Origin of the sequence: Nocardia coubleae NBRC 108252 (assembly GCF_001612805.1) — a bacterium.
GTDB classification, from domain to species: Bacteria; Actinomycetota; Actinomycetes; order Mycobacteriales; family Mycobacteriaceae; genus Nocardia; species Nocardia coubleae.
This window is the reverse complement of record NZ_BDBD01000018.1, coordinates 308290-326083: the sequence shown is the minus strand read 5'-3', so window position 1 is coordinate 326083 and position 17794 is coordinate 308290. Positions and strand designations below refer to the sequence as shown.

12 protein-coding genes are annotated in these 17794 nt (G+C 65.8%); 8 read left to right on the top strand and 4 right to left on the bottom strand.

What is annotated here, in order from left to right; all coding sequences use genetic code 11:
• The first annotated feature begins 622 nt into the window (after positions 1–622).
• From NCO8_RS18550 to NCO8_RS18525, 5 genes are all read left to right on the top strand, one after another.
• Entirely contained in the window at positions 623–2191 is a 1569-nt protein-coding gene (locus NCO8_RS18550) for a serine/threonine-protein kinase (protein ID WP_067641235.1), read from the top strand.
• A 153-nt stretch (positions 2192–2344) separates the two neighbouring features.
• Entirely contained in the window at positions 2345–3544 is a 1200-nt protein-coding gene (locus tag NCO8_RS18545) for a DUF7373 family lipoprotein (protein ID WP_157104968.1), read from the top strand.
• Positions 3545–3571: 27 nt separating this feature from the next.
• A complete protein-coding gene (locus NCO8_RS31420) occupies positions 3572–4843 on the top strand; it encodes a DUF7373 family lipoprotein (RefSeq protein WP_157104967.1) in 1272 nt (423 codons plus the stop codon).
• A gap of 326 nt (positions 4844–5169) precedes the next feature.
• Positions 5170–5493 (top strand): WXG100 family type VII secretion target, encoded by a 324-nt coding sequence (locus tag NCO8_RS18530; protein WP_067641227.1) that lies wholly within the window; start codon positions 5170–5172, stop codon positions 5491–5493.
• Between the two features lie 38 nt (positions 5494–5531).
• Positions 5532–5834, top strand: a complete 303-nt coding sequence (locus NCO8_RS18525) for a WXG100 family type VII secretion target (RefSeq protein WP_067641225.1) — start codon at positions 5532–5534, stop codon at positions 5832–5834.
• 75 nt (positions 5835–5909) lie between these two features.
• On the opposite strand, the gene NCO8_RS18520 is transcribed toward NCO8_RS18525, so the two are convergent.
• Complete coding sequence (locus tag NCO8_RS18520; protein ID WP_067641223.1) at positions 5910–7355, bottom strand: type VII secretion-associated protein; 1446 nt, start codon at positions 7353–7355, stop codon at positions 5910–5912.
• Positions 7352–11389, bottom strand: a complete 4038-nt coding sequence (gene eccCa / locus NCO8_RS18515) for a type VII secretion protein EccCa (RefSeq protein WP_067641221.1) — start codon at positions 11387–11389, stop codon at positions 7352–7354. Before eccCa ends, NCO8_RS18520 begins: the two co-directional genes overlap by 4 nt.
• 184 nt (positions 11390–11573) lie before the next feature.
• On the opposite strand from eccCa, the gene eccD reads away from it, so the two are divergent.
• On the top strand, positions 11574–13040 hold the full coding sequence (gene eccD / locus NCO8_RS18510; protein WP_067641219.1) for a type VII secretion integral membrane protein EccD: 1467 nt from the start codon (positions 11574–11576) through the stop codon (positions 13038–13040).
• Positions 13041–13184: 144 nt separating this feature from the next.
• Positions 13185–13940 (top strand): potassium channel family protein, encoded by a 756-nt coding sequence (locus NCO8_RS18505; RefSeq protein WP_067641217.1) that lies wholly within the window; start codon positions 13185–13187, stop codon positions 13938–13940.
• Here NCO8_RS18505 and eccB read toward each other — a convergent pair.
• Complete coding sequence (gene eccB, locus NCO8_RS18500) at positions 13937–15415, bottom strand: type VII secretion protein EccB (protein WP_067641215.1); 1479 nt, start codon at positions 15413–15415, stop codon at positions 13937–13939. The two genes, NCO8_RS18505 and eccB, sit on opposite strands and share 4 nt — an antisense overlap.
• A gap of 113 nt (positions 15416–15528) precedes the next feature.
• Here eccB and eccE point away from each other — a divergent pair, with 113 nt between their 5' ends.
• Positions 15529–17178, top strand: a complete 1650-nt coding sequence (gene eccE / locus NCO8_RS18495; RefSeq protein WP_067490980.1) for a type VII secretion protein EccE — start codon at positions 15529–15531, stop codon at positions 17176–17178.
• Here eccE and NCO8_RS18490 read toward each other — a convergent pair.
• Positions 17166–17708, bottom strand: coding sequence for an NADPH-dependent FMN reductase (locus NCO8_RS18490; RefSeq protein ID WP_067641213.1), 543 nt, complete (start codon positions 17706–17708; stop codon positions 17166–17168). The two genes, eccE and NCO8_RS18490, sit on opposite strands and share 13 nt — an antisense overlap.
• Between the last annotated feature and the right edge of the window lie 86 nt (positions 17709–17794).

Here is a 17794-nt window from a genome sequence, read left to right as displayed (position 1 = left end):
CCCAAGTGATCGTTGGGGCTGCGCCATAAACTCCACCGCCGCCTGCTCGGGTCAAGCCGGGGCGTGGCTGCTTCTCGGCGCGGTCGCGCCCGCTGTTGTCGCAGTCGTCGCTGCCGTGGCGATACCTCGGGCTGATCCGGCGTCGCGACAACCGAGGCTGTCGCGGCGACGATGTGAAAGTTCCGACACCCGAGTGGAGATCTCGATCTCCCCGGCGAAACCGGGCACGGTATTCCCCGTCGTCCAGCAGCCGGGTATGGATCTGCTTGATCGCGACGAACCTGCGCCCCATCCCACCCGCACCGAGCATACCGAGTATTCGATAGTGGGACACCATCTTCGGGTCGTCGACCCACAGCTCCCTTATCACTCCGCGACTCCCCAGGCATTCCCCACGGCAGGAGTACAGCTCACCCCACCACCCCCGAAACATAACACCGGACCGCGCCGATCGGCGCGGTCTCGACTGCAGGCGCCCTATGGATGGCTACCGATGCGCGGCAGCACAGTATGCACTGATGGTCCGGACCGGACAATCCCCACCAGCCCGTGGCGGTAGGTTCCTATATGCTCCTGCCGGGAACGCGGCTGTGAGCGGCATCGAGTCAGGAGATCGTGGAAGATGGTGATGAGTCCCGGCACCATCGTCGGTGGGTATCGCGTGCAGCGTGTGCTCGGTGCCGGCGGCATGGGTACGGTCTACCTGGCCAAACACCCCAGCCTCCCGCGAATGGACGCGTTGAAGGTCCTCAGCGCCGAACTCAGCCGCGACCCCGAGTTCCGTGCCCGCTTCGAACGCGAAGCGAATCTCGCCGCAGGCCTCGACCATCCCAACATCGTCTCGGTCTACAACCGCGGTGAAGAGCACGGCCAGCTCTGGATCGCGATGCAGTATGTCGACGGTACCGATGCCGCCGCCGAACTGGCCCGCGACCGGAACGCGATGACTCCCCTGCGCGCGCTTCGCATCACCACCGAGGTCGGCAAGGGCCTCGACTACGCGCACCGGCGCGGCCTGCTCCATCGCGATGTGAAGCCGGCCAACTTCTTGCTGTCCAAGACCGACGGCGACAACGAGGACGAACGGGTGTTCCTCACCGACTTCGGCGTCGCCAAGTCCACCGACGACGCCACCGAACTCACCCAGACGGGCAGCTTCCTGGCAACAATCGCCTACGCTCCACCGGAACAACTCAGCGGTGAGAACCTCGACCACCGCGCCGACATCTACAGCCTCGCCTGCGCCTTCTACAAGCTCCTCACCGGCCAAAACCCTTATCCCGCAGCGCAACCCGCCATGGTCATGATGGGCCACCTGCACGAACCACCGCCGCTGGCCACCAAGGTCGACCCCGGTCTCCCGCACGCGATCGACCACGTCTTCGCCCGCGCAATGGCCAAGAACCCCGCCGAACGCTTCGCCACCTGCCGCGCATTCACCGATGCGGCAGCGAATGCGCTTGTGCCGGGGTCCAATCCGACGGGCCACCACACGTCACCGACCTATCCGATCCAAATTCCGGCACATCGGCCGAATACCGGTCCCGGAGCGACAGTTCCGGCGCCGATGCACAGCTACGCAACTCACCAGCCCCAGCGCGAACACCCGGCGAGGTCGCGCCGACTCGCCGTCATCGGTGCGGTAGGGGCCGTGGTTGTCGCCTTGACAATCGGCATAGGCGCGTGGGCAACCAGTGGCTCCGCCGACAACCCGACCGGTGCACCGACGTCGGCTCCCGGTACGACAGTGGCACTGTCGCCCCTCGATCAAGCTCGAGCCGACAACCCGGCATTCTCGGGCAAGACCGTCACGATGGTCGACGTGACTTCCACCCGTGACATGGCGGTCTACCTCAGCAGCACAACCCAAACGACATTTCTTCAGAGCCTGGGCTTCGTGTACAACTACGAGTACACCAAGCAGCAGGACGAAGCTTCTCCCCGCCCCCTCGATGGGGTGTTCGATTCGATCAAGGCAGACGACGGTACCTACATCCTGGCGATCCGAAGTGACGAGAAGGCCGGTGGCGGAGGACTTTCGGGTCTTCCATCCGAACTCGCCACCTCACGGGCGACAGTGATCCCCATCGATGACCCGCTGACCGTTTCGGCGATCCGTAATTGGGCAGCCGGCTCCGAGCAAGTACTCCTCCAGAAGCTTGTGCCCGTATTGCGCAACCGCATCAAGTAATCCGGCCCCGCGGATGAGAGTCGTCGCAGCCACTGTGTAGATGCTATGTTGACGCGAGCAATGCATGCGGCCGATGGACTGCCGAGCCATTGCTGGGGGATCGAGCTCTGATCGGCGTGTCCTCCTACTGCTCTGGATAAATGGAGGGGACCAATGCGGGCACCATCGAAGTACCTGGCAGCGAGCCTTGCTGCGATCGCTTTCGGAGTCTCCGGATGCGGTTCAGGTGACGATGCGGCCGTCGCCGCGACACCTGCGCCTGTCGATACCGCAGTATTGGATTTCGGAAATTACGTGACGGTGCCGCGCACGATCGGCAAGCCTAACTTCGACCGCGCACGATTGAGCGAAGGACAGCGCCTCGGAAATTATTTGCCGACAGCTTTCGAGGTCGACAACCGCTTCAAATACCAGAGCGGTATCGAGGATATAGCCGTATTCGGGTTCATCGAAAGACTGTACACGATCGGTGACTCCGAAAAATTCAAAGAAGACACCCCCGGCTTTATCGGCGGATTCTACAGTTATGGGCAGACCCACAGCTACATCGGCATCTCCGAAGTCCTCAGCAACGCCGCCATGGTCTTCGACTCCGAGTCATCCGCAACTGCCGCCGCTGCAGCACTGGCACGCCGGCAAAGTGAAGATAAAGATGCGCGAGTCATGGTGCCCCTCCCAGATTTCCCCGAGGGTCACGCGTTCTGGAACCCCGCACAGCAGGAACTTTTCACTGTCAACGCGCATAAAAATATAGTTGTGTTCTCGAATATAAAAGATTACGCAAAGATCGAGCTCGAGCTCACCGACCTCAACGCGTTGACGGCGGTGGCCACGAAGAACTGGGCCGCGATCAAGCCTCAGGTGGAGGGCTTCGAACCGACGCCGCCCGACAAACTTACCGATATCGAAATGGATCGGGATAAATTGCTCGGCCACTCCCTCATGCGCCAAGGCGAAGAATCCCAGAAGAACCCACCCGGGATTTACGACCGGCACGGCGCTTTGCATTTCTCGGAAAAGCCGGATCGCGACGAGCCACTATTCGAAGAAGCCGGACTGGAATGGTTCGGTGTCAATGCAACCGAGCTATACCAGGTAAAGGACTCGAAAGGTGCGGAGCTGATAAGCCGTGCACACAGTGCGCTGAACAAGTCTCTGCGTTCGGCGGAGTCCCCCAAGGGCATGCCGTCCGCCAAGTGTGTCGAGCTCAAGGTCAAAGACAGTTTCTCGGCAAGGTTTCATTGCACGCTCGCGTTCGGGCGCTATGTCATCGAAGCTCGGTCGAATCAACTGGTCGACGTCCACCAGCGAGTCTCAGCGCAATATGCGCTGCTCGCCGCCATGGCCAAGTAGCGACCGGGACAACGTGGAGATACAGAGATGAAGATCCGAGGAACACGCCAGGCATTTATCGCCCTAACGGTTCTGGCTGTCAGCGCATGCGGCCAAACCGTTTCCGGCGCTCCGGGGGCCGCAGAAATCGACGTCCGAAAATTGGATGTCGGGAAATATCCCACGGCGCCTCTCGACGACTACTACAGTCCAGCCTATTCGGTGCGTCGTGGAAACAGCCTGGCAGCGACTCGGCTCAGCGACCATGTCGTCATCGGCAATGACATCGATCCAAAGCTGCGATATGGCACGAGCATCCAGGAAGTGAACGAACCAGATGACGTAACGCAGTCCATGGCTGCGCCCAGCAAGGCAGTGGCCGAGCGCAACAAGATGCAATTCGGTTTCGTGTCCGGTAGCAGCGATTTCAGACCAGTAGCATTTGAGCAGGTGCCTCCCACGGCAACCTTGGTTACCGTCACTGTTCTGCAATTTCCGAGCATGGATGCGGCCGCCACTGCTGCTCGCGAGTTCGAAGCGGTGGATTTCGATGTCAATCCGGCCGAGAACCAGAGAGTACCGATCGGTAAATTCCCAGCGGCACACGCACATTGGCGTCCCGGAACTCCGACGATCGGTTCGACGATAGCCCACGGCCATTACACGGTCAGCGCCTTTGTGTCCACGTCGAGTCCAGATCTCGCACTGCTTACTTCACTCGTCGAGAAGACCTACGCCGCTCAGCTACCGAAGTTGGATGCACTGCCGCCCCTGTCGCCCGAACAAGTTCTACGTTCCGAACTCGACCCGGAAGGTATGAAGCGACGAGTCCTGAACCCGATCAAGCTCGGTGTTCCTTCCGTGGGCGGCCTGGCCACCAACACACTGCAAGGCTTCCTTCACTTCCAAACTGATCGAGAAGAGGCCAAGCGGTTCTACTCGGTGGGCAACATCGAGTACGTCACCATGGGGCAGGCTTACTCCGCGAACACGTACAGCTACAACTCGGAAGGCATCGCCCAGAGCTTCGGTACAGGCGCGAGTCTTCTGCTGGACGGTGCGATGGTGTTCCGTAGCCGCGACGAGGAGTCGGCGAAGGCCCTATGGGGAGCTTTGGCGGCCGAACCGGACCCAGCCATGGCGCCTCCAGGAGTCCCCGACTCGAAATGCGCCGAGGAGCCCAAACCATACTCGACGACGAAGTACTTCCTCTGTATTGTCCGCTACCGCAACTACGTTGGCCATGTCTGGAGTACTCAGATCCAAGACTCGCAGCAGCGCGCGGCCGCGCAGTACGCCGTGCTCGCCAACAGCCAGTAGCGGCATCGAGCGAGTGATCGCGACATCGCTGCCGGTTCGGTAAGGTGAGGACGCCAGCCCACTCACCGTCGAACGGTCAGCGCAGTGGGAGGAGGGGACCAGGGGCTGGCTACCTCGGTATCGGACCGCATCGGACCGAACGACCGGGCTGCCGATCGCCGACCAGGTTGAACGTGACAGCGCGCAGGTACGCGCGGCCGGGGGCAGCACAGAAAATCAACTTTCTGGCATTTGGATGGAACCGATCGTGCTCGATCAGCGTCCAACTATATGAACTGGGAAAACGATCCCAGAGCAGCCAGGATCGAACCCGAAAGGAAGCCACGATGGCAGGACAGCTCGACGCGAGCAACGAGAAGATCGGCGAGTTCGCGAAGGACATCAAGCAGAGGCATCTCGATCTGATGACTGCGATCAGGACTCTGAAGACCAAGGAAGACCAGACCACAGCTACATGGAGTGGTTCGGCGCGCACCGCCTTCGACTCTTTCATGGAGCGTTACTACTTCCAGGCCGACAAACTCAACGACAAGCTGCTCGAAACCTCCGAGAAGCTGGTCAAGGCCGGTTCCAAGTACGAAGAGCAGGATGTCGACTTCGCCCAGCAGGTGAAGGCGCAGGTTTCCAGCCTCGACCTGCCCGCGCTCTGATCCACTCTCACCAGCACAAACTCAGATAAGGAGCTCAGATGGCTGCCAACGACCCCACTCGGATTTCCGCGAATTTCGGCGAAGTCGAGGCCGGTGCCCAGGCGATCGTTACCGAGGCCCGCAACGTCATGACCATGCTCGACGACTTCCACAAGGTGGTCACCGACTTCGTGACCAACAACTGGAAGGGTGATGCGAACGACGCCTTCACCGAGCTGCAGAACCAGTGGAACACCCACGTCCAGCAGCTGAACACCACCCTCGAGGGTGCCGGTCAGCTCGTCAGCTCCGGAAACTCGGACCTGCAGGGCACCGACACCGCGCTCGCGGGTCTGTTCTGATCCAGCACCATACGAGTCAGGCCCCGGCTGAGCCGGGGCCTGACTTGTATGTCATGCAGCCGCTGTCGACAGTGCTCACTGATTCACGCGAACAGCCCCCACAACCTGCTCACAAGCCCCGGCGATCGCTTCCCATCCACCAGCCGAGTATTGGCACCCCACGCTGACCTGAACTCCGCGCTCGACGATCACCTGCCAGCGCACTGTGGAGCCGTCGGCGGGGCGCTCCTCGTAGGAGAGGCCTGGGCGGCCGGCGAAAACTACGTCGCGGTCTACCGGCGAGACTGTTCCGGCCGGCTTTTTCTTGATCTGGGCTTCGAGGTCGGCGGCAACCTCCTCGTAGCCAGCGCCGGGGGTGAGGGGTTCCTGGATGACGGTGATGCGTTGGCGGGGACCGGAATCGGGAGTGAGGTCGACTCGAGAGGGGTCGGTGGCGGGGGCGCGGTGCCAGCCGGCCGGGATTTGTAGTTCGAGACGGCCGAACTGCTCGGTGACAGGCTTGGAGGCCGGTTTCGTTGTCGAGGGTCGCGGTGCGGCCGACGAGGTGACGACGGTTGTCGTGGTTGGGTCGGTCGCCGCGGCTGCTTGTTGTTCGGAGGAGCCACCGAAGAGGAAGAAGCCGCCGATCGAAGCAGCCGCGATGACGACGGCCAGAGCGGCGGCGCCGAAGTACAGCGGGCGGCGGTCGACGGGGTTGGTGGCGGCGGCCCTCGCGCGCAGGGGTTGCATCCACTCGGCGGCGGGATCCGGTGGGATGCGAGGGGTGTAGGTGGGGCCCGTCGGGACCGGGCGAGAGAGGTCGGCCCCCGTCAAGTGACTCAGTGGAATCTTTGTCCCGCAGACACTTTCGACAGCGTCGGACACCACGTCGCGAACCGCCGGGCCGGTGGCACCGAAGACCTGCACCACGTCGACAGGCCGGTCGGCTAGCAACCTTGTCAGCAGCTCGACGAGCCGCTGACGGCCGTCCTCGGAATCGAGTTCCGCGGCGGCGAGGTTTGGCTCGGCCTCGACGGCCTCGACATGGGTGCCGTGCACGTCGTACCCCACAGTGGAGGCCGTGGTCGACAGCAGGCCGAACTCGATGACGGCGGTGCGGCGGCTGCGGCGGGCCGCCGGATCGACGGCGGAGGCGTGCACCGCGCACGACTCGAACACCACCTCGTGCGCGAATCGACCTGCGGCAGAAGCGAACAGGTCGAGGGTGCGTTGACCCCACGCCGTCGGGTGCACGACGACAAAACGCTCGCATGCGGCCGGGATCCGCAAGGCGTCGACTATCGCGGCGAGCACTGCCGACAACCCCTGCACCGCCGAGGGCATGCGCGGCGGCAACGCGATCCGGTCGCAGGCGAGGTATTGCACCGCCGACACCACCTGGGTGGGCGGGGTCAGTGGCTCGCCGACGACGAGGTCGGAGTTGTTGCTGCCCAACACGACCGAGGGAACGACGTCCCAGTGGGTGGTGGCGCCACGCGCCCAAATCTTGGCTTCGCTGATGACCAGCTCGACGACGGTCATTCCGGCTGCGGCATCCAGGCGGTCTGGATCAGCCCCTCGCTGTTGCGGGTTACGTAGGTGCCACGGCCCGGCGGCTTGGGCCCGGGACGGGTGGTACCGACCATGACACCCTCGTCACGGCTGCAGCTCATGACGAGCGCGGCCGAACCGAGGTCCTTCATGCGTGCCAGCGTGGCCTCGTACATGGCGCGGCTCGCACCACCGGAACGACGGGCGAGGATGAGATGGAATCCGAGGTCGCGGGCGTGCGGCAAGTGCTCGACCAGCGCCGAGACCGGGTTGCCTTGGGAAGTGGCGACCAGGTCGTAGTCGTCGACGATCACATACAACTCGGGGCCGCTCCACCAGGAACGCTCGCGCAACTGCTGGGGTGTGACCTCGGGACCGGGGGTCCGTTTGGCGACGTAGGCGGCAAGGTCGGTCATGTTCTGGGTGAATTGCGGTGCGGTGGACCCGTATCCGGCCTGGTAGCCCTCGGGGATGAGGCCGAGCATCGTGCGGCGGTAGTCACCGACGATGAAGCGCGCCTCGTTCGGGGTGTTGGACGCTGCGATGCCGTCGATGATCGAGCGGAGCAGCGTCGTCTTACCCGACTCGGAATCACCGATGACGATGAAGTGCGGGCTCTCCGCGAAGTCGATGTACACCGGGGCGAGTTCGGCCTCGTTGATGCCGATCGGGATCCGCATGCACTTGGTGTTGGGATCGACCCGCGAGGGCCAATCGCCGGCCAGGTACAGCAGCTGTTCGCGGGGCAACTGCTCGGGCAGCATGCGCACCTGCGGCGCGGGCCGACCCGGAGTCATCCGGCCGATCGTCTCGACCGCGCTCGCGACCGCCTGACCCAGGTTCGACGGATCAGAGGAACCATCGATGCGCGGCAAGGCCGTCAGCATGTGCAGGCATTCGGCGGTCATACCGCGGCCCGGACGGCCCTGTGGCACAAGGGAAGCGAACTTGCGGCCGAGATCGGAGTCCATCGGGTCGCCGAGGCGCAGTTCGATGCGGGTGCCGATCTGATCCTTGAGCGCCGGACGGGCTTCGGCCCAGCGGTTCAGGGCGATCACCACGTGCACGCCGTAGGACAGACCCTGCACAGCGATGTTCATGATGGTTTGTTCGAGGGCGTCGAAGTCCTGGCGGATCGAACCGAACCCGTCGATCACCAGGAAGACGTCCCCGAACGGATCTTCGTGCGCACCCGCGGCCGCCGGACTCGACTGCGGGTCCGTCGCGCGCAGCCGCCGGAACTCCACCATCGACTCGATACCGAGCTGCCGGAAGCGGGCCTCACGGGTGCGGACGATGGTCGTCATCTCCGAGATGGTGCGGCGCACCAGGTCCTCGTCGAGACGGCTGGCGACCGAGCCCACGTGCGGCATCCCGGCCAGACCGGTAAGCGTGCCACCACCGAAATCGAGGCAGTAGAACTGCACCTGCTCCGCGGTGTGCGTCAGCGCCATCGCCATGATCATCGAACGCAGCGCGGTCGACTTACCCGACTGCGGACCGCCGACCACGGCCACGTTGCCGCGTGAACCCGACAGGTCGACGACGAACGGGTCGCGACGCTGGTCGTAGGGGCGGTCGACCAGGCCCATGGGTGCGCGCAGGGTGGCGACGGCGGAGTATTCCCCCGTGAGAATCGACCGCGGAATCAACTGATCCAACGTCGGCGCCTCGTCCAACGGCGGCAACCAGATCTCGTGTGCGGGACGCCCATGGCCCTGGATGCGGGAGACGAGCATGTTCAGGTTCGACACCTGGTCGTTCTCGTCGCCCGTCGGCTCCGGCTCGTACTCGGCCTCGACCGGCAGCGGGATGCGGTCGGAGGTGCGGAAGTCGACGTGGGTGGCGCTGAAGGGGCGGGCGTTGACGTCGATCTCGCCGCCGACGATGCCCGCGCTGGTGACCTCGCGCTGGGAGCCGCCGCCGACGTAGGGGCCGGAGACGTAGGAGGCCTGGAAGCGCTGGATCTCGCCGGAGTCGGCTTTGAGGTAACCGCCGCCGGGTGAGTTGGGCAGGTTGTAGGCGTCGGGGACGCCGAGGACCTGGCGGGACTCGTTGGCGGAGAAGGTCTTCAGGCCGATGCGGTAGGACAGGTGGGACTCGAGGCCCTTGAGCTTGCCCTCTTCCAGGCGCTGGGAGGCGAGCAGCAGGTGCACGTGCAGCGAGCGGCCGAGGCGGCCGATCATCACGAACAGTTCGGCGAAGTCGGGGTGCTGGGTGAGGAGTTCGGAGAACTCGTCGAGCACGACGAACAGCGCGGGCAGTGGGTCGAGGTCGGCGCCCGCGGCGCGGGCCTTCTCGTATTCGGAGACGTTGGCGAAGTTGCCCGCCTGACGCAGGACTTCCTGGCGCCGGTTCATCTCACCGGCCAGGGCGTCCTTCATACGGTCGACGAGGTCGGCCTCGTCTTCGAGGTTGGTGATGACGGCGGCGACATGCGGCACACCGTCGAGGCCGAGGAAGGTGGCGCCACCCTTGAAGTCGACCAGGACGAGGTTGAGCTGGTCGGGTGAGTGGGTGGCGAGCAGGCTGAGCACGAGGGTGCGCAGGAACTCGGACTTGCCGGAACCGGTGGCGCCGATGCAGAGGCCGTGCGGGCCCATGCCGTTCTCCGCGGCTTCCTTGATGTCGAGTTCCACGGGGGCACCGTCGGCGCCGAGACCGAAGGGCACGCGCAGGCGTTCGCGGCCGTAGCGGGGACGCCACGCGCTGGCGGGGTTGAAGTTGCCGATGTCGCCGAGGTTCATCAGCTGCGCCCAGCTGGTGATGGCCTCGGACTCGTCGGTCTCCACATCGCTGCTGCGCTGGGTGGCGGCGCGGTAGGGGGCCAGGCGGCGGGCGGCCTGCTGGGCCTGCTCGGCGCTGACGCGGTCGATGGTGGCGAAGCGTTCCTGGTTGCCGGTGGCACCGCGGCCGAGGCATTCACCGTTCTCGACGACCATCTTGATGCCGCGCGAAACGGCAAGGCGCGGTGCGTAATTGCACAGGTCGATGATGGTGACACCCTCGAAACCGGATTCGCGCAGCTGGTCGTCCTCGGCCTCGAGCAGACCGCCGTCGACCACGATGACCACGTGCACCATGTTCGGGTTGTTCGGCTGGTTACGCGAGTAGCGCACCCGGTTGCCGAGCAGCGGGTGCAGGCCCGACATCGCTTCGCGGATGGAGCCGTAGAACATGCGCTGGGTGCCGACACCGTCGGTCACCTCGGGATGCTGAGTGTGCGGCAGCCACTTGGTCCACTCCCATTCACGGGCGGTGTCGGGGCCGCACACCACCGCGACCAGCACCTGGTCGGGAGCCTGGAACATGCACAGCTGCAACAACATCGCGCGCGTCATATCGCGGGCCTGGGCGCGGTCGCCGTCGAGGGCGATGGTGCCGAAACCCTTCACGGCGATGGCCGTCGGCAGGTCGGGGACGGTGGAGTGCGCGCGGACGAAACGACGGAGGGAGACCGCCGCGATCGGCTCGAGCTCTTCGACGGGACCGGTCTCGGGGGCCACGAGGCGGGTCGCGAGGCGCTGACCACCCAGGCCGATGCGGGCGTGGCAGAAGTCCTTGTCGCCGGAGCGTCGTTCCCACATGCGGCTGGTGCCGGCGAGCATCCAGATCAGGCCGGGCTCGGGGTGACTCCACTCGACGGCGGCGCGCTGCTGCTTGGCGGTCTCGTCGACGTCCTTGCGGACCTGATCGAGATAACGCAAGTAGTCTTTACGATCCTCGTTGGCCTCGGCGGCCTTGGCGCCCTTGCCGTTTCCCTGGCCGAACATGGTGACCATCGACATGATCATCATCAGTGGGAACATCATCGACATCGGGTTGGACAGCATGCCGCTGCCCTGGGTGAACATCAGCGCCATCATGCCGACCATGCCGACCACCATGACCACGGGCATCAGCTTCATCAGCAGATTTCCGGGGGTGATGCGCGGGATCTCGGGCGGCGGCTGGAGGGTGACTTCGCCACCGGGCGTGCGCGGCATCTCGCGCCGGGCACGGCGCTGGAACCGGACTGTGCTCATGGTCGAAGACTCCCCCTGCTTGACTACTCGCTGTCTGTCCTCGCGACGGGCTCAGTGTAGAGGTCGCGGCCGACATGTCGTATGGTTCGTCAGGCATTCTGCTGTCCGAACGGTGGGTTCCGCAAACTGTCGGCCGCTGACCGGTCGAGCGGAAACGCGAGGTAGAGACGGAGTTGGGGGAGTTTTGACGCACGCGCGACTCGATCATGTGGAAGAGGATTCCGCGCGCGGAATCGTTCGCGCACCCGACCTTGCCCGGGTGACGATTCTGGCCAAGCACACACAGGTCGACATGGCGATTCCGGTGGACGTTCCGGTCGCGCTCGTCATCCCGAGTGTGGTCGACATGGTCGCCGCGCACAGCCGCTCCAACGACTTCGACAACGACGGCGAACGCTACGAACCCGCCGAATGGGTCCTGGCCCGCATCGGCCACCCGCCCTTCTCGAACTCGCTGAGCCTCGGTGAACACGGCGTGCGCGACGGTGAGCTGCTGATGCTCGAGAGCGCCTCGCACACCGCGCCGACGCCGCTGTTCGACGACATCATGTACAACGTCGCGATCGCCGACGCCGAGCACTACCGCAGCTGGACTCCCAAGACCGCGCGCATCACCGGTTCCGTGCTCGCCGCGCTCACGATGCTGGTCGGCTGCTTCGGCCTGCTCGCCGCCCCCGACGGTGTGCCGTTCTGGGTGAGCGGGTCGCTCGCGCTGTTCGTCGCGGTGCTGTGCGTGATCGCCGGGACCGTGCTCAGCCGCATGTACGGCGACACCTCCGCCGCGCTGGTCCTCGGCGGATGTGCCCTGCCGACCGCGTTCACCGGCGGCATGATGCTGGTGCCCGACCACTACGGCTGGGCGAATCTGTTGCTCGGCGCCGCGCTGTTCGGTGCGACGGCGGTGCTCGCGTGGCGGGTGACCGGGGTGGGGCTGGCGCTGTTCATCGGTGCCGCCGCGATTTCGGTGTTCGTCGTTCCCGCCGCGCTCGTCGGTCTGCTCACCGATCAGCCGGTGAAGGCGATCGGCGCCGTGGTCGCGGCGCTGGCGCTCGCGGGTCTTTCCCTCTCGCCGCGTGTTTCGATGCTGCTGGCCAAGCTGCCGCTGCCGCCGGTCCCCTCCCCCGGCACCCCGATCGACCCCACCGAGGACGACCCGGACGACCACCGCGCCCTGCCGACCCTCGACAACCTGCGCGCCCGTTCGGAACGGGCCCGCAACTACCTCGCCGGGCTGGTCAGCGCGACCACGCTGGTCACCGTCGTCGGCGCGTTGCTCGCGACCAACCCGTCCGCCGACGACCCGTACTGGCCGGGCATCGCGCTCGCGCTGGTCTGCGCGGTGGTGCTGATGTTCCGCAGCCGCACCTACGCGGGCGCCGAGCAGGCCGTTGTGCTGATCGCGGGTGGTTCGGCGATCGTGCTGCTGATGCTGATCGGTGTCGCGGTCGGGATGGAACAGCCGCTCGTCGTGTTCGGGGCCGCGCTGGTGATCCTGGTCGCCGCGCTGATCATCGGCCTGATCGTGCCCAACCAGTCCGCCACCCCGCCGATGCGCCGGGCCGCCGAACTCATCGAGTACGGCTTCGTCGCCGCGGTGCTTCCGCTGGTGTTCTGGGTCGCCGATCTCTACTCGCTGGTGCGCGGTCTGTAGCTTTCGCACGGACGGGGCTGCCGCCCAACGGGATTCGACCGGTGGGTAGGCAGCCCCTTTTTCGTCGGTCCGGCACTGTCCTCGGCGGTGGGCCGGGCGCGCTACTGTCCTGCTCAGACGTGTAGTCCAGCGAGGCAGGTACCGATGACAACGACGACCGAGCGCCCGCTCACCCGGCGGCAACGCTGGGAGCAGCGCACCAACCTGCCGTTGATGGTGCTCGCGATCGCGTTCCTGCTCATCTACGCCTGGCGGGTACTCGACACCCGGGCCTCCCCCACCCTCGACATCACCCTGATCTGGGCCGATGTCGCGATCTGGGCGGCGTTCGCGGTGGATTTCGCGGTGCGGCTGTATCTGTCGACCGACCGTGGCCGTTTCGTCCGCAAACACCCGCTCGACCTGCTCGTCGTCCTGGTCCCACCGTTCCGGCCGCTGCGACTTTTGCGCGTGGCACTACTGCTGCTCGACAGCCTCAACCGCGCGACCAAACCGCGCACCCGGCTGATGACCTTCGTCGCGACGAGTTCGCTGCTCATCCTGCTGCTGTGCAGCCTGGCGTTCTTCGACGCCGAGTACGGCGCACCGGACAGCAAGATCAAGTCCTTCGCCGACGCGCTGTGGTGGTCGGCCGTCTCGGTGACCACCGTCGGCTACGGCGACGTCTACCCGGTAACGCCCGAGGGCCGCCTGGTGTCGCTGGTCCTGATGACGCTCGGCATCGGCCTGATCTCCTTCGCCATCGGCACCATGACCAGCTGGGTGGTCGAGCAGCTCAAAACCGTCGACGAAGCCGCCGACCGCACCGAACGCACTCTCGCCGAACTGGTCGAGGAGGTGCGTTCGCTGCGTGCCGAGGTGGCCGAGCTGACCACCGACCGGGAAACTCGTGGCGGCTAATTCACCGACGCCACAGGCTGTTTCGCGGGTGAGGGATCGGGCGACACACCGTCGTGCGCGACCATCGCGTCCTCACGGCCGAGGCTCGGCCCGCCGGCAAGCAGCCCGATGATCGCCCACGGCGCCGGTTCGGCGGTGACGTTCTCGAGGCCGAGCGCCTTCACCGCTTCGGCGTTCTTGATGCCGAAGCGCACGCCGGTATCGGCGATGTAGAACAGGCTGTCCTTGCGGCGGCTGTCGGGCTCGATGCCGGTGGACTGCACGTAGGCGCCGACGCCCGGCGGGATGTAGACGGAGTCGGCGTTCGGGCCGACACCGTCGGCCTGAGCCAGGTCGACGAGCTTGGCCTTGTTCGGGATCGGCATGTCGATACCCGTGATCAAGGAAAGTTCGGCGCGAGCGGTGCTGTCGTCGTTGTCGGTGGCACCGGCGATCGGCTTCCAGGAGATGCAGCTGACCGGCTGGTCCTTGGCGGTGATCAGGGTCGGCCGCTCGGCGGGATAATCCTGGACCCGCAGGGTCTGCACGTGCGGGGCGAAGGTCTTGTCCGTCGCCTGGATCGTGGTGCCCGGCATGACCGTCGGGTAGAAGTTGCGGATGATCTGGGCGGTCAACGCCGAGACCGCCTGCAGTCCCTCGTGGAGCACGACATAGTTCTGGTTGGGCTCGTTGAAGACCTGGACGACGTCACCGATCCGGTGGCCGCCGACTTTGTAGGGCGGGGTGCCGCCCGGGTTGTCGATGACCGGGGTGATGATCGGCAGCATCTCGGGAATCGCGTTGAGCAGTCCCTCGCTGATCGGGCGCGGCGTTTCGCCGCTGATGCCGAGCGCCTGGGTGACCGGCGGGTCGTCCATTTTCACGCGGGCCCGCTTGCCGTCGTAGATCAGGTAGGTGGCGTCCTTGCCCTTGACGAGCATCGCCTTACCGGTGTCGACCTTCGACGCCTTGTCGCCGAGTTCGGGTGCGCCCGCGAGGACGGAGGTGGTGAGGTCGGTACTGCCGTCGGCCTTGAGCCGGTCGCACACCGACCAGGGCCTGCCCTTGCCGTCCTTGTCGTACTGGATCGACGAGGGGGCGCCGGGGATGCCGACGAGCTGACCGCGCGGCTTCTTGCCGAGTTCGGACTCCTTGACGATCACCGCTTTGGCCGCCTCACCCGCGGCCAGGCGGGCGGAGGCGAGGTTGAGTGCGGGGTGGACGACATTGTCGATCACCACGTAGACGCCGCCGGATTCCTTACCGATCAGGATCTTGTTGTCACCGATCTTGTCCTGCGGCTTGAGCAGGGCGAGCACGCCGCAACCGGCGAGAACGACGATGCCGAGAACCAATCCGACCACGTAGGCACGGGTTTGGGCGCGCATCGGATCGTGCAGCATGCGCACGTCGCGCCGTACAAGGGCGTGCTCCATCCGCCGCACCAGGAAGCGGTAACCGCTGACCTGCCAGCGCGTAGTGGGTTTTGAAGGCATGGTTCCTCCCCCGAACAGTGCTCTTGTCCGGGCAACACAGTACAGTTCCCGGCAGCACTTGTTCGCATTCGGCCATCGGTCGATCGGTAATCGGGTACTTGGGGGAGGAACGAATGGCCGACTTCACCGGTGCGGGTCCGCGTCCGCTGTTCGGTCGGATTTCGCTGCCGCATCTGCTCATCGCGCAGGTCCTCGGTCTCGTCGCGGGGCTCGTCGCGCTGGTGGTCGGCCTCGGCGCGTTGCCGTCGCTCGGGGTGGCGGTGGCGGTGATGCTCGTTCCGCTGATCCCGATCGGCAAGCGCACGGTCCTCGACTGGCTCGCCACCATCCGCGGTTATGCGAGCAAGCGGGATTACACCCTCGGTGACACCGTGGATTTCCGTGGCGCCGACGGCCGTTCGCTCGGGCTGTACTGGGACGGCAGCCGGGTGGTCACCGTGGTCGAGGTCCTGCCGCCCAAGGGCGGACTCACCCGGATCGCGCGGACCGCCGTGCACGCCTCCCACCTGCTACCCCTCCCCGAGCTCGCTGCCTGCCTCACCCAGCACGACATCCTGCTCAGCGGCATCGACATCATCAGCCACGGCCACCGCAGCCGCTCCGGCACACCCGCGGGCGCGATCTACGAGTCGCTGCTCGGTCCGCTGCCCGCCACCGCGCATCGCACGGTGTGGCTGGCGATCAGCTTCGACGCGGTGCAGTGTCCCGAGGCCGCGGCACGACGCGGCGGCGGTACCGAAGGCGCTTCCCGCGCGGTCACCATCGCCACCCAGCGCATCATGCGCACGCTGGAAGACGCCGACTGCAACGCCCGCATCCTCACCGCGCCCGAAATCCGGAAAGCCGTGCAGCAGATCACCGTCGGGCTCGATCCGCGCACGCTCACCCAGCGCTGGAAGTACGCCGAGATCGGCAACGCGGTCAATATCGGCAGCGCGGTCGACCCCGCGCAGCTCGGCTCGGACCTGCTCGCCCAGCTGTGGGTCGCGCCGTCGCGCGGCACGACCGTCGCCGTGCGGCTGCGCCCGGGTAGTGACGCCGAATCGGTGAGCGTGGGCGCGGCCTGGCGCCTGACCGCGCGCGAACTGCCCGAGAAGGCCAAGACCAAGGGCATGATCTCGATGAACGGGCGCCACCGCGACGCACTGCTCGCGCACCTGCCGATCGCGGTGCCCGGCGTCGACGACACGGTACCGACCACCGAGTACCCGATCGACGTCATCGGCGCGCTGCACCTGCCCTCGGCCGGGTGCGGGCAGCTGCTCGGTTCCGACGAGGAGGGCAACGGTGTGGCGACGCGCATCATCGGCGCCGGTATCTCCACCGTCTACGTCGCCGGTGAGCTGTACCTGGCTCAGCAGTTGGTGTTCCGTGCGCTCGCCGTCGGCGAGCGGGTGCTGATCCGCACCGATCGCGCTCAGGCCTGGGAGCAGCTGGTGACCACCGTCGGCAACCCAGAGCGGTTGACGATCGCGGTCGAAACACACCAGTCCGATGCGGGATTCACCGCGACCATCGTCGACGGTGTGCTCGCGCCTGCCCCGCACGCCGGTGTCACCACGATCTACCTCACCGCCGACCCCAACGGCTGGCCCGCCTCCCGCCCCGATCTCGAGATCTACCAGCCGGGTGCGGTCGGCAACCGGGTGGTGCTGCGGACGGGCACGACAAGGGTGAACCTCACGCTGGTCTCCATCCCGCGAGAGTCGACCTACATCGGTCAGCCGCGCGGCCAGCGGGCGATGGCGTCTCAGCCGGGATAGGTCGGCCGCGCTTCCCGCAGCACCGTTCCCCACCAGGACAATTGGCGAAGCATCCGCTCGCGGGCGTCGACCGCCGCGCCGTCGGTGGGGTCGAAGTGCCGTTTGGCCTGGGCGAAGCTCACCGATTCGCGCACCGAGACCATGTGCAGTTCGGCGACGACCTGCCGCAACTGCTCGACCGCGCGCAAGCCACCCGACAGCCCGCCGTAGGACACGAAACCGATCGGCTTGGCCCGCCATTCGTGTTTGGCGCTGTCGAGCGCGGCCTTGAGCGAGGCCGGATAGCCGTGGTTGTACTCGGAGGTGACGACCACGAAGGCGTCGGCGGCGCCGAGCCGTTCCCGGAATGCCGCGACCTGCGGGGTTTCGGTGAGTTCGGTCGGCATCGGGTGATCGATCAGATCCAGCACCCCCACCTCGAATTCCGGCCGGTCGGCCAGCGCCCCGAGGAACCAGTCGGCCACCACGGGCGCGAACCGGCCGGGCCGGGTGCTGGCGACGATGACCTCCAACCGCAGTGGTTCATCCATACCCTGAGCCTATCGATGCTGCCCCGGCGCCGATGCGAGCGGGCGGATCAGGCACGATGGTCACCGTTCGTTCATGTTCCGGCGAC

Excerpts from the sequence above, each read along its gene's own strand:
- NCO8_RS18525 (WP_067641225.1), top strand. The coding sequence starts at position 5,532 with ATGGCTGCCAACGACCCCACTCGGATTTCCGCGAATTTCGGCGAAGTC.
- eccE (WP_067490980.1), top strand. The coding sequence starts at position 15,529 with ATGGCCGACTTCACCGGTGCGGGTCCGCGTCCGCTGTTCGGTCGGATT.
- eccCa (WP_067641221.1), bottom strand. The coding sequence starts at position 11,389 with ATGAGCACAGTCCGGTTCCAGCGCCGTGCCCGGCGCGAGATGCCGCGC.
- NCO8_RS31420 (WP_157104967.1), top strand. The coding sequence starts at position 3,572 with ATGAAGATCCGAGGAACACGCCAGGCATTTATCGCCCTAACGGTTCTG.
- NCO8_RS18505 (WP_067641217.1), top strand. The coding sequence starts at position 13,185 with ATGACAACGACGACCGAGCGCCCGCTCACCCGGCGGCAACGCTGGGAG.
- NCO8_RS18490 (WP_067641213.1), bottom strand. The coding sequence starts at position 17,708 with ATGGATGAACCACTGCGGTTGGAGGTCATCGTCGCCAGCACCCGGCCC.
- NCO8_RS18545 (WP_157104968.1), top strand. The coding sequence starts at position 2,345 with ATGCGGGCACCATCGAAGTACCTGGCAGCGAGCCTTGCTGCGATCGCT.
- NCO8_RS18550 (WP_067641235.1), top strand. The coding sequence starts at position 623 with ATGGTGATGAGTCCCGGCACCATCGTCGGTGGGTATCGCGTGCAGCGT.
- NCO8_RS18530 (WP_067641227.1), top strand. The coding sequence starts at position 5,170 with ATGGCAGGACAGCTCGACGCGAGCAACGAGAAGATCGGCGAGTTCGCG.
- NCO8_RS18520 (WP_067641223.1), bottom strand. The coding sequence starts at position 7,355 with ATGACCGTCGTCGAGCTGGTCATCAGCGAAGCCAAGATTTGGGCGCGT.
- eccB (WP_067641215.1), bottom strand. The coding sequence starts at position 15,415 with ATGCCTTCAAAACCCACTACGCGCTGGCAGGTCAGCGGTTACCGCTTC.